Origin of the sequence: Flavobacterium sp. RSSA_27, assembly GCF_051547125.1 — a bacterium.
Classification (GTDB): domain Bacteria; phylum Bacteroidota; class Bacteroidia; order Flavobacteriales; family Flavobacteriaceae; genus Flavobacterium.
The window spans coordinates 94,672-106,786 of sequence record NZ_JBPTTN010000004.1; the positions used below are offsets into that span (position 1 = coordinate 94,672).

The following is a 12,115-nucleotide window of genomic DNA, read 5'->3' on the forward strand; positions in this document are numbered from 1 at the left end:
ACTTCATTGAAATAGCAGGTTTTGGTTTTGTGTTCTCTTTTGTGATTTATGATTTGCTTTCAGGCATCAATATCCCGATTACTTTGTCTTTTGTTAAATACTTTTTAGCCACATCTTGAATGTCTTTTGCAGTTATAGCATTCACTTCTGCTTCGTATTTCAAGGCGTTTTCAGGATTGTTGCCATTGATGTATGATCTAGTAAAATTAGTCAACCAAAAACGGTTTTCTTTACTGTCTTTTCTATAATCAGCTAATTCTCCTTCTTTGTATTTCACTACATCTTTTTCCTCTGGACCGTTAGCGATTATTTTTTGCAATTCGTTCAATGCCGATGCCGTAAGCTTCTCCGCATTATCAGGACCACAAGGGAAACCAATATTGAAACTAAAAGAACCATAAGGCACTTTGTTCATACTACCACGAGCAGAAACACCATATACCCCACTTTCGGTCTCACGCAATTGCTCAACTAATTTGATAGTCAAAACTTCTCCTAATGCTTCCAAAGCCAAGGCTTCTTTAGGAGAATATTTAGCCTCTCCGTAGAACATAATGTTCACATTACTTTTTGGATCGGTTCCTTTGTTTACCACTTTCTTCAAATCACCTTTTAGCATTCGGTAACCTAAGTCTACTGTTTTCTCTTTAGTTGCTGTTGCAGTTAAAGACGCCAAGTATTTAGTAGCAAAAGCTTCAATGGTTTTATCATCTACATTTCCAACGAAGAAAAATTCAAAATCGGCTGCATTAGCAAAACGCTCTTTGTATTTGTCATACGCTAATTTATAATCTGTTTCCGCCCATGATTTATCTGTTGGTAAAATTCCGTTAAATCTTGGATTTTCTTTATTCAAATAGGCATAAAACTCTTGTTGAAAAAAATATTGAGGATCAGATGCCATATTTTTGAAGAAACTCACCTGTTTTTGTTTAAACCCTTCAAAAGCTTCTGGATCAAAATTCAAATCAGTGAAATAAGCATGCACCATTTGGAACAAATATTCTAAATCTTTTGGAGTAGTATTCCCTCTAAGTCCTTCTGTTGTCCCTCCAATGTATGGATTGACACGTGCAATTTTTCCAGTCATGAATTTGTTGATGTCATTCAATTTCAATCCAGAGAATCCTGCTTCGGCAAGAGCACCGTTGGCAAATTGTACTTTTTTCATTTCTTCATTCGAGTACAAATTGCTTCCTCCTAAACTTACAGCTTCAAATAGCACTTCGTCGTTTTTGAAATCGGTAGTTTTGTAAACTACTTTTACGCCATTAGACAAGACTAACGTTTTCGTACCTAAAGTAGCATTGGCTTCTCTTTTCACTACAGTTCCAGCTTTTACCTCTTTTCTAAGTAAACTAGTCGCTACCGCCTTGTCTTCATAAGGTTTCAAATCCGCTTCATTAACTTTTAAAGCATCTAGAACTTCTTGCTCAGTCACTTTTTTTAAGTTATCTTTTTGAGGCCCAGTCAAAACAACCACACGGTTATCTTCTTTGATGTAATTTTTTATCAAATCATTTACATCTTTTAGAGTAATAGTTGGCATTAATTTTTTCATGGTCTCGAAAGTCCATTCTATTCCAGGCATCGGTTCTTTCTCAAGAAAGTTCGATTGCATTTCACTAACAAATCTCTCTGAATTGGTTTTATCCTTATCGTTATAGCTTTTTTCAATTTGTGCTAAGAAACTCGCTTTGGCTCTATCCAATTCACCTGAAGTAAAACCATATTTTTTAGCTCTTTCATTCTCGTTTATCAAGACTTTCAAAGCACTTAACTGCTTATCTTCAGCCATCATAGCAAAGGATTGATACGCTTTTTTAGTTCTAGCATAGGTTCCCCCATAATAGGAAACGCCATAAACAAAAGGAGGTGTAGCTGTATTTGTCAATTCTCTCAAACGATTATTCAAAAGAGTAGAGAACAAACCATCTACAAGATTACTTCTAAAATCTCCAACCGTCACGATTTCCTTAGGCGCATTGTAATCTTTATAAAGTAATTGTACTTGAGCATCAGTTGCTTCTTTATCATTTTCTACCGCCACAAAAGTTTCTTTATGATTAGGCACTTCAAAAATTTTTCTTACTTTTTCATTGACTGGATTTTTATAAGCTGAGAAATGTTCTTTAATTTTTTTTTCCATTTCAGCCACATCAATATCTCCAACCACAATGACGCTCATCAAATTTGGACGGTACCAATCTTTGTAAAAACGAGTTAAGGTTTCGTATTTGAATTTTTCTAAAATTTCTTTTTGACCAATAGGCAAACGATCGGCATACTTTGAATTGTGCATCATTTTAGGAAGATAATGCCCCAACATACGATTGTCTGCGCCTAATCCTAAACGATATTCTTCTAAAACGACACCGCGTTCTTTATCAATTTCCTCAGGTGTCAATACCGTATTGAATGCCCAATCCTCGATAATTTGAAATCCTTTTTCTAATTTTTCTGGATTATCAGAAGGAATCGGAAGAAAATAAACAGTTTCGTCAAAGCTGGTATAGGCATTCAAATGCTGACCAAATTTAACTCCTATACTTTGCAAATAATCTACTAATTGATTCTTCGGAAATCGTTTGGTTCCGTTAAAACACATGTGCTCCATAAAGTGAGCTAAACCTTGTTGGTCATCGTCTTCCAAAATAGAACCAGCGTTTACCACCAATCGTAGGTCAACCTTTTTTTCTGGTTTGGCATTCTTTTTAATGTAATAGGTCAACCCATTATCGAGTTTACCAGTTTTGATATTCGGATCAAATGGAATAGCTTGTCCATAATCCATAGTTTGGGCTAATATTGTTACTGGAAACAATAATATACCCAATGCGAATTGGTTGAATTTTTTCATAAAAAATGTTTTGTTGATAAAGTAAAACTATAGATTTAACGTCAAATCAAAATCATTATTATAAAAAAATTAACAGAAATTACTTCCAAAAAAAACTCGCCAACGATTTAACTACAAAAAAACGTAATAAACAAAGGGGTTTAGTATATTTACAGTACAAAAAAATCAAAAATGCGATATTGTTTTTTAAAAATATTCATAGGATTGCTTAGTTTTTTATATTGCAAAACTATTGAAGCCCAAGCACTTCAAGAAACAATCCCTCCTTATAACATTAAAACTGTTTCCTTCATGGACAATGGTCAAAATGTAATTCCGGTTTTTAAATTAGGGGAATCTTTTGAGTTGAATTTTGATGATTTATTTGGGAATGAAGCCAATTACTACTACGAAATCGTTCATTGTGATTACAATTGGGTGCCTTCGGATATTCCCAAACAAGAATATTTAAAAGGCCTTGATAACCAAAGAATTATTGATTATTCAAATTCTTTCAACTGTCTTCAATTGTATTCGCATTACCAACTAAGTATACCGAATCAGTTTACGCAATTGGCCTTGAGCGGCAACTACGTGGTCAAAATATTGAATGAAGACAGAGACGTTGTTTTTTCTAGAAAGTTTATCATCTACGAAGATCTAGCCTCGGTTAGATTGCAAATCAAAAGAGGTAGAAATTTAAGTACCATCGAAAGCAAACAAAATCTAGATTTCTCAATAACGTCTAAAAGCCTTACATTCCAAAATCCGCTGCAAAATGTCAAAGTTTTATTGCTACAAAATCGTCAATTCAATACCGGCATCAAAAACATTACTCCACAATACACTATTGGCAACGAATTAATATACAAATACGATAGCGAAACTCAGTTTTGGGCAGGCAATGAATTCCGTTTTTTTGACAATAAAGAAATCCGAAACGCCTCAAACAATGTTGCTAAGATAAGTTCGAATGGAGGTATTTATAACAGTTACTTATTTACAGACGAAGCCAGAGCCAATTTTCCTTATAGTTTTACTCTTGATGCCAATGGAAACTTTGTGGTACGAAACTTAAATGCCACCAATCAAAAAATTGAAGCAGACTATGCTTGGGTGTATTTTAGTTTGTCTGCACCAAGCTTTCGTTTAGACAAAGATATCTACATCACCGGAATGTTCAACAACTTTGCCCTTACTCCTGAAAACAAAATGGAGTACAATGAGAAAAAAAACCTTTATGAAAAAGCGCTTCTGATCAAACAAGGGTTTACCAATTATCAATATGTGATTGCAGATGCTAAAGGAAAGCTAGATCCCGAAAACAGTATTGATGGTAATTTTTATCAAACTGAAAATGAATATGAAGTAATCGTATATTACAGAGAAAACACACAAAGATATGATCGCGTAATTGGCTTTGTAGCCTTGAATTCTGTTAGTATTACGAACTAGCCAAAAAAAAAGTAATACTTTGTTTTTTTTTGTAAATTTGTCGCTCATTACATAGTAGTTAACCATCCCATGGTATCACAAATAACAAGAGGTATAAAAATTTCAGTAATCACTAGTTTTGAAGGTACTTACTTCAAAAACTACAAAATTCATTTTGCCTTTAGTTATCAAATTACTATTGAAAATCATAGCAAAGATACTGTTCAATTGAATTTGCGTCATTGGGAAATCTACGACTCTTTAAATCATAAAGAAGTAGTAGACGGCGAAGGTGTGATTGGCAAAAAACCAGTTCTAAAACCTGGCGAACAACATACCTATAGCTCAGGCTGCTTGCTATCTTCTCCTTATGGTGCCATGCAAGGTTATTTTAGCATGGTCAATTTTACCACTACTAAAAACTTTAAAGTTATTGTACCAACTTTTCGATTGTGTGCTTCATTTGCTTTAAACTAATTTGACTTTAATTCTTGTGTTTCGCTCGAAGTTTTGATTTTTTGTTCGTACTTTTGCAACAATTTAAAATCTAAACACTATCAAAACAACTTTTTATAATTTAATTTTTTAATCAAAATATTATGCTAAAAGGATTTTTTAACGTACCCAAAGCGGTCAATGAACCTGTTAAAACTTACGCCCCCAACTCCCCAGAAAAAGCAGCAGTTCTAGCAGCATACAAAGCCATGTGGAATTCAAAAATTGATGTTCCTTTATACATTGGTAGCGAAGAAATCAAAACGGGTACTACTAGAACTATGACCGCGCCACACGATCATCAACATGTGGTAGGAACGTATCATTTAGCCGAAAAAGCACATATTGAAAAAGCCATTGCTAGCGCCCTAGAAGCCAGAACAGCATGGGCAAATATGGCATGGGAACAACGTGCAGCTATATTTTTAAAAGCTGCCGAGTTGATTGCTGGACCATACAGAGCTAGAATCAATGCTGCAACGATGATTGCGCAATCTAAAAATATTCACCAAGCCGAAATTGATGCAGCTTGCGAGTTGATCGACTTTTTACGTTTCAACGTAGAGTTCATGACTCAAATCTATGCTGATCAACCTAAATCGACTTCTGATATGTGGAACCGATTAGAATACCGTCCGTTAGAAGGATTCGTATACGCAATCACTCCATTCAACTTTACTGCTATCGCTGCCAATCTTCCAGCAAGTGCTGCTATGATGGGTAACGTGGTGGTTTGGAAACCTAGTGACAGCCAAGTATTCTCTGCAAAAATCATCATCGATGTATTCAAAGAAGCAGGAGTTCCTGATGGCGTAATCAATGTTGTTTTTGGAGATGCTTTAATGGTTACCGACACGGTTCTAGCAAGTCGCGATTTCGCAGGAGTTCACTTTACAGGTTCAACACACGTATTCAAAGATATCTGGGCAAAAATCGGAGCCAACATTCACCATTACAAAACCTACCCAAGAATTGTAGGAGAAACTGGTGGAAAAGATTTCGTGGTAGCGCATCCAAGTGCTAACGTAAAACAAGTAGCGACTGGAATTGTTCGTGGGGCATTCGAATTCCAAGGACAAAAATGTTCTGCTGCTTCAAGAGCTTATGTGCCTCAAAGTATGTGGCCAGCCTTAAAAGAACAATTGATTACCGATGTAAAATCAATGAAAATGGGATCTCCAGAAGATTTCAGCAACTTCATTACAGCCGTAATTCACGAAGGTTCTTTTGACAAATTAGCTAGCTACATTGATCAAGCGAAAAAAGATGCTGATGCTGAAATTATTGTTGGTGGAAATTATGATAAATCCGTTGGGTACTTTATCGAACCTACCATTATCGTAACCAGCAATCCAAAGTACACTACAATGGAAACCGAATTATTCGGTCCTGTAATCACCATCTATGTTTACGAAGATGCCAATTGGACAGAAACCTTAAAATTGGTAGACACCACTTCTGAGTATGCTTTAACAGGAGCTATCTTCAGCCAAGACCGTTACGCCATCGAAGAAGCGACAGTTGCTCTTCAAAATGCAGCTGGTAATTTCTACATCAATGATAAACCTACAGGAGCTGTGGTAGGTATGCAACCGTTTGGTGGCGCTAGAGCTTCAGGAACCAACGACAAAGCGGGTTCTGCCTTGAACTTATTGCGTTGGGTTTCGCCAAGAACCATCAAAGAAACTTTTGTAACGCCAGAAGATTACAGATATCCGTTTTTGGGAGAATAATTTTCTAAACACAACTATTTAAAAACCCCACATAAATCAACATTGATTTTTGTGGGGTTTGTTGTTTACTCTATTTTAGGAACAGCATCAAAAAGGCATTTTGGCCAGCAAAGTCCCGCTGTCCGCTATATCTTGCTTGGCGAACCCCGCCAAACAAGGATGCCGCTACCATCGGGGTTAAAAGGACAAATAGGTGTGTTTTTGTGAGCAATATAAATTACACTACAAACTTCAACGGCAAGTGCACATCTGGCTCACAATGAAAAAAACTCTAAAATTAGTGCTGTGCCTCGGATTTGTTAAAAAAACAAAATAATGTTAATAAAAATTAGGCAACTAAGTAGCTTATTTTACTTTCTGCCAGTAAAATTTAAGTTTTCTCTTTTAGAGAATTCAATTGCAAGAATAACAATCTGTTTATTTTCGTGGTCAATGTAATAGTGAATATGATATGGAAATTGGTATAAATTGTGCATTCTAATTTCGTTATACATTACATCGTCCCCTTGGGGATTTTGGGCAATATATTTTTTAGCTTCTCTAATTCGGTACAAGAAATCTTTGGCTAAGGTAGGAGAAATAGCTTTATAATAATTGGTAGCGTGTTGTAAATCTTGTTTGACAAAAGGTCTATAGACAAATTTATATTTCATATTCCACTTTCTAGCTCGTCCAATAATCCTTCAAAATCCTGAACATCATTCGAGTTTTGTAAATAATCATTTAAGCGAACATCAAGCAAACTTTTAGTTTCTTTAGAGCATACAAAACTAGAATCCTCCTCAATAGTAATTGTAATAGGTCTTGATTTAAAAGCTATTTTAATAGCTTCTAAAATATCAGGAGTAAAGTCTTGGGCAGAATCTAAATGATAAGTGGTATACATAATCGTTGGATTAATAAATTATATTACTTTATTTAATAACTATTTTAAACCAAATTTACAAAAAATTTACAATCCATATTTTGTTTCAATTCACAAACTTCAACGGCAAGTGCACGACTTTCTTGGTTTCAAAAAATTCATCTTCAAAAATGTCGGCCAAATTATACTCAGTAGCTTTCGGAAAATCCTTTAGCTCTTCGGTCAAATCCCCTCCTTTTAAATACAAAATACCATTTTTCAATTCGTGCTTGTGTTGCTTTTTGATTTTGGTTTTTACCCAAGAAACAAAATCTGGCATATTGGTCACCGCACGACTCACAATAAAATCAAAATCACCTTTTACATTTTCGGCACGAATTTGTTCAGCTTTTACATTTTTCAATTCCAAAGCTTCTGCAACTGCTTTGACCACTTTTATCTTTTTGGCGATTACATCAATCAAATAAAAACGTGTTTCAGGAAACAAAATGGCCAAAGGAATTCCAGGAAAACCACCTCCAGTACCCACATCCAAGACATAAGTTCCAGGCTCAAACTTGTTTATTTTGGCAATTCCTAACGAATGCAAAACATGTTTGGTGTACAAAGCATCAATATCTTTTCTAGAAATAACATTAATTTTTTCATTCCATTCGTGGTACAAAACATCCAATTTGGCAAACTGCGCTTTCTGTACATCCGTTAGATTAGGAAAATACTTTAGAATTTCATCCATGGTATTAAATTTTTAACAAAAGTACTTATTTTACCGCGGAAATTTTTAACGCATTAATGCATATTCGAAAATTTATAATAGTTACATTTGCCAATATTTAAAAATTCCTATGAATACTACTGCACCTACTTTTTCAAAGCAAGACAATTTAAAATTTTTTAGAACCCTTAACTCTCGGGTTAACAGTTACTTTAAAGAAAACAACATACAAAAAACAGGAAACTGGAAATTGCATTTAAAAACCATTATCTTATTTACTGTTTTTCTAGCTCCATATTTTGTTATTCTTACGCTTGATCTTCCGTTTTGGGCTTATTTATTGCTTACTATCGTTATCGGAATTGGAATGGCTGGAGTAGGAATGAACGTAATGCACGACGGTAATCACGGTTCGTATTCCACTAAAAGTTGGGTCAACAAATTTATGGGTGGTTCTATTTACATCCTAGCCGGAAATGTGTACAACTGGCAAGTGCAACACAATGTTTTACACCACACTTACACGAATATCCCTGGTCACGACGAAGACTTAGACGCAGGTAGAATTATTCGTTTTACGAAAGAAGCCAAATGGCAAAAATTCCACCGTTTTCAACACTATTATTCCATCTTTTTATACGGTTTATTGACCTTCAATTGGGCCATTACTACCGATTTCAAACAAATGAAGAATTATTTGAAACGCAAATTATCGTATGGCGAACCTAAGAGTCCAAAAATTCTTTGGACCACATTAATCATTACCAAAATGATTTATGTAGCCATTTGGATTGTTTTGCCAATGGTAATAGGCATAACTTGGTGGAAAGTATTGATTGGCTTTTTTGTAATGCATTATACTGCAGGACTTATACTAAGTGTTGTATTCCAACTAGCTCACGTTGTAGAAGAAACCACCAATCCATTACCAAATGAAAACGGTGAAATCGAAAACACTTGGGCCATCCACCAATTGTTTACAACAACTAATTTTGCTCCTAAAAACTGGATAATCAATTGGTACACTGGAGGGTTAAACCACCAAATCGAACATCACATTTTCCCAAACATCAGTCATATTCACTACGGAAAAATTGCAAAAATAGTGAAGGAAACCGCTCAAGAATGCAACCTTCCTTACTATGAATACAAAACGATGCGAAGTGCTGTAATCGCCCATTTCAAACACTTAAAAGAATTGGGAATGAAACCAGAATTAGCCTAAAAATCGCTGCTAAATCCAAAACGAACTAATTACTTTTTACTATAAAATGAATCCACTTTCAGACAGAATTAACAACCTTGCCACTTCGCAAACTTTAGCGATGGCAGCATTAGCAAGAGAATTAAAAGCACAAGGAAAAGATATTATCAGCTTGAGTTTGGGAGAACCTGACTTTAATACGCCTGACTTTATTAAAGAAGCCGCAAAAAAAGCAATAGACGACAACTACAGTACCTATTCTCCAGTTGATGGTTACCAAGATTTAAAAGAAGCTATTTGTAGAAAATTTAAAAGAGATAATGATTTAGATTATACGCCTTCTCAAATTGTAGTTTCTACAGGTGCCAAACAATCGTTGTACAACATTGCTCAAGTAATGTTAAACGATGGTGACGAAGTAATTTTACCAGCGCCTTACTGGGTTTCTTATTATGAAATCATAAAATTATCAGGTGGTGTTCCTGTAGAAGTTCCTACATCTGTAGAAACCGATTTCAAAATCACACCAGAACAATTAGAAGCAGCCATTACTCCTAAAACAAAAATGATGTGGTTCTCTTCTCCTTGTAACCCTTCAGGTTCAGTGTACAACAGAGAAGAATTGACCGCTTTAGCTAAAGTATTAGAAAAGCATCCAAATATTTATGTAGTAGCTGACGAAATCTACGAACATATCAATTTTTCAGGAACTTTTTGCAGTATTGCTTCAATTCCAGGTATGTTAGAAAAAACCATTACAGTAAACGGTGTTGCAAAAGCATTTGCTATGACAGGTTACCGAATTGGATATATTGGAGCGCCTGAATTTATCGCAAAAGCATGTACAAAAATCCAAGGACAAGTAACTTCGGGAGCTAACTCTGTGGCACAAAGAGCAACTATTACCGCTGTTGATGCCGACCCAAGCGTATTGAACCATATGGTCCAAGCTTTCCACAGCCGTAGAGATTTAGTAGTAGGTTTATTAAAGGAGATTCCTGGTGTCAAAATCAACGTTCCAGAAGGTGCTTTCTACGTTTTCCCAGATGTTTCTTCTTTCTTTGGAAAAACACTTAGAGGAACTGAAATTAAAGATGCTAATGATGTATCGATGTATCTTTTGGCAGAAGCTTGTGTAGCAACTGTAACAGGAGATGCTTTTGGAAATCCAAATTGTATTCGTTTCTCATATGCTACCAGCGAAGCTTTATTAACCGAAGCTTTAAAAAGAATCAAAGACGCTTTGGCTGGATAAACCAAAGTGCTACTGCTTTAGTAAGCCTCAAGGATTATTTCTTGAGGCTTTTTTTTGTGACCTAAAACAATTTTGGAACCTTGACTTGCCTCAGTGAGAAAGGGACAACTTACTAAAATTACATCAAAAAATCCTCTATGGTATTTGGAGTAATCACCAAAGTGGTTTGAGGTAGATAATTATCCAAAAAGGTTTTGGAAAACTTTGTATTCGCTTTGTTTATATTCCATTTGAATTCAAAAGCCGAAAAAGCGCCATCTGTTTCTTCAACCCAATCTATTTCTTGATGTTGGTAGGTACGCCAAAAATAATAGCGCCCGTGCCAACGTTCATAATTTAGCTTTTTTACTCGTTCAGCAACTACGAAATTCTCCCATAATGCTCCGGTATCCTGACGAAATTCGAGTGATTTGAAATTGCCAATGATCGCATTCCGTATACCATTATCATAAAAATAAACCTTTCGTGAGGTGTTCAACTCGTTGCGTACATTTCTACTTAAGGGCTGCAATCGAAATACTACAAACGCCTTTTCCAACAAAGCGATGTAATTTTCTACTGACGCCCTGTCGACACCAACCGTTCTCGAAAGTTCGTTATAATTCACCTCCGAACCCAACTGCAACGCCAAAGCCAGTAATAGTTTATCTAAAACTTCCGGTTTGCGAATGCCCTGATATTGCAACAAATCTTTATATAAATAACTCCCTGCGATTTGTTTTAAAACAGCCTCACTTTCAATAGGATGCGTAATCACCTCGGGATACATCCCGTAAATCATATAGCGTTGCAAATTCTTTTTATGGGTCAAATAGCCAAAATGATTTTGAAGCTCCAACCACGTCAAAGGAAACAAATTAAACTCCCATTTTCTTCCTGTTAAAGGCTCATTTATTTCATTGGCAATCTCTAAAGCGGAAGAACCACTTACGATCAATCGCACGCCTTTTATTTGATCGTGAATGATTTTCAAAACCATTCCTATGTTTTTTATTCGTTGTGCCTCATCAAAAAAAACAGTAGTATAATCGCCAATAATTGTCCGCAATTTGTTTTCTCCGGCATTTTCTAACAACAATCTATCTTCTGAATCGTCTCCATTGACGAAAAGATAGTTCCCTTCAGCTTCACAAAGCGACCGAATCAAAGTGGTTTTTCCTACTTGGCGAGGTCCGATCACAATCAATACCTTGCCAGAATCCCATTTTGCCAGTACATTTTCTTTGAGTGTTCTGTTTATATCCACCATATCCCACTATATTTCAATTCATTAATTCCAAACAAAGATAGTAAAAACACCAGAATCCAACTATTTAATCTACAATTTAAATAAAAATATGAGATTATATTCTGCAATTTATATATAATTATAAGATTACGTTCTATTATTTATATATAAAAAACAGATTATACAAGTTGTTTTTTAATAGAATACAAAGAAAATAATTCGGTAGAAAGCATAAAAATTACATTAATTCAATTGCCAACGTATACTTATTTCGATTGTAATGAAGTCGACTATTTCAATTTGTGAATAAGAGTAGGCGTCAATCACCAAAAAAAACCAATCTAGAA

The 12,115-nt window shown here is 35.2% G+C and carries 10 protein-coding genes; 5 read left to right on the forward strand and 5 right to left on the reverse strand.

Annotation, left to right across the window (positions count from 1 at the left end):
* Positions 1-46 precede the first annotated feature (46 nt).
* Positions 47-2,860 (reverse strand): M16 family metallopeptidase, encoded by a 2,814-nt coding sequence (locus tag ACSVH5_RS06835; RefSeq protein ID WP_438060699.1) that lies wholly within the window; start codon positions 2,858-2,860, stop codon positions 47-49.
* 171 nt (positions 2,861-3,031) lie between these two features.
* Between ACSVH5_RS06835 and ACSVH5_RS06840 the strand changes: the two genes are divergently transcribed.
* The 3 genes from ACSVH5_RS06840 (at position 3,032) to pruA (ending at position 6,501) form a co-directional block, all read left to right on the forward strand.
* Positions 3,032-4,294 carry a DUF5103 domain-containing protein gene (locus tag ACSVH5_RS06840; RefSeq protein ID WP_438060700.1) on the forward strand — a complete coding sequence of 421 codons (1,263 nt, stop codon included), beginning with the start codon at positions 3,032-3,034 and terminating at the stop codon, positions 4,292-4,294.
* Positions 4,295-4,363: 69 nt separating this feature from the next.
* Positions 4,364-4,750 (forward strand): Co2+/Mg2+ efflux protein ApaG, encoded by a 387-nt coding sequence (gene apaG / locus ACSVH5_RS06845; protein ID WP_438060701.1) that lies wholly within the window; start codon positions 4,364-4,366, stop codon positions 4,748-4,750.
* A gap of 122 nt (positions 4,751-4,872) precedes the next feature.
* Positions 4,873-6,501: an L-glutamate gamma-semialdehyde dehydrogenase gene (pruA, locus tag ACSVH5_RS06850; protein ID WP_438060702.1), complete on the forward strand. Its 1,629-nt coding sequence runs from the start codon at positions 4,873-4,875 to the stop codon at positions 6,499-6,501.
* Between the two features lie 350 nt (positions 6,502-6,851).
* On the opposite strand, the gene ACSVH5_RS06855 is transcribed toward pruA, so the two are convergent.
* The 3 genes from ACSVH5_RS06855 to rsmG all read right to left on the reverse strand — a co-directional run bounded on the left by ACSVH5_RS06855 (position 6,852) and on the right by rsmG (position 8,102).
* Complete coding sequence (locus ACSVH5_RS06855) at positions 6,852-7,154, reverse strand: type II toxin-antitoxin system RelE/ParE family toxin (protein ID WP_438060703.1); 303 nt, start codon at positions 7,152-7,154, stop codon at positions 6,852-6,854.
* Positions 7,151-7,387: a hypothetical protein gene (locus tag ACSVH5_RS06860; protein WP_438060704.1), complete on the reverse strand. Its 237-nt coding sequence runs from the start codon at positions 7,385-7,387 to the stop codon at positions 7,151-7,153. Before ACSVH5_RS06860 ends, ACSVH5_RS06855 begins: the two co-directional genes overlap by 4 nt.
* Before the next feature lie 85 nt (positions 7,388-7,472).
* Complete coding sequence (rsmG, locus tag ACSVH5_RS06865; protein ID WP_438060705.1) at positions 7,473-8,102, reverse strand: 16S rRNA (guanine(527)-N(7))-methyltransferase RsmG; 630 nt, start codon at positions 8,100-8,102, stop codon at positions 7,473-7,475.
* Between the two features lie 109 nt (positions 8,103-8,211).
* On the opposite strand from rsmG, the gene ACSVH5_RS06870 reads away from it, so the two are divergent.
* Positions 8,212-9,306, forward strand: coding sequence for a fatty acid desaturase family protein (locus tag ACSVH5_RS06870; RefSeq protein ID WP_438060706.1), 1,095 nt, complete (start codon positions 8,212-8,214; stop codon positions 9,304-9,306).
* A gap of 46 nt (positions 9,307-9,352) precedes the next feature.
* Entirely contained in the window at positions 9,353-10,540 is a 1,188-nt protein-coding gene (locus ACSVH5_RS06875) for a pyridoxal phosphate-dependent aminotransferase (RefSeq protein ID WP_438060707.1), read from the forward strand.
* A 118-nt stretch (positions 10,541-10,658) separates the two neighbouring features.
* Here the strand turns inward: ACSVH5_RS06875 and ACSVH5_RS06880 are convergent, their stop codons facing one another.
* Positions 10,659-11,789 carry an ATP-binding protein gene (locus ACSVH5_RS06880; RefSeq protein WP_438060708.1) on the reverse strand — a complete coding sequence of 377 codons (1,131 nt, stop codon included), beginning with the start codon at positions 11,787-11,789 and terminating at the stop codon, positions 10,659-10,661.
* Between the last annotated feature and the right edge of the window lie 326 nt (positions 11,790-12,115).

Bases quoted from the DNA above. Each gene is read 5' to 3' on its own strand.
- apaG (WP_438060701.1), top strand. From the start codon at position 4,364: ATGGTATCACAAATAACAAGAGGTATAAAAATTTCAGTAATCACTAGT.
- ACSVH5_RS06855 (WP_438060703.1), bottom strand. From the start codon at position 7,154: ATGAAATATAAATTTGTCTATAGACCTTTTGTCAAACAAGATTTACAA.
- ACSVH5_RS06835 (WP_438060699.1), bottom strand. From the start codon at position 2,860: ATGAAAAAATTCAACCAATTCGCATTGGGTATATTATTGTTTCCAGTA.
- ACSVH5_RS06880 (WP_438060708.1), bottom strand. From the start codon at position 11,789: ATGGTGGATATAAACAGAACACTCAAAGAAAATGTACTGGCAAAATGG.
- ACSVH5_RS06840 (WP_438060700.1), top strand. From the start codon at position 3,032: ATGCGATATTGTTTTTTAAAAATATTCATAGGATTGCTTAGTTTTTTA.
- pruA (WP_438060702.1), top strand. From the start codon at position 4,873: ATGCTAAAAGGATTTTTTAACGTACCCAAAGCGGTCAATGAACCTGTT.
- ACSVH5_RS06875 (WP_438060707.1), top strand. From the start codon at position 9,353: ATGAATCCACTTTCAGACAGAATTAACAACCTTGCCACTTCGCAAACT.
- rsmG (WP_438060705.1), bottom strand. From the start codon at position 8,102: ATGGATGAAATTCTAAAGTATTTTCCTAATCTAACGGATGTACAGAAA.
- ACSVH5_RS06870 (WP_438060706.1), top strand. From the start codon at position 8,212: ATGAATACTACTGCACCTACTTTTTCAAAGCAAGACAATTTAAAATTT.
- ACSVH5_RS06860 (WP_438060704.1), bottom strand. From the start codon at position 7,387: ATGTATACCACTTATCATTTAGATTCTGCCCAAGACTTTACTCCTGAT.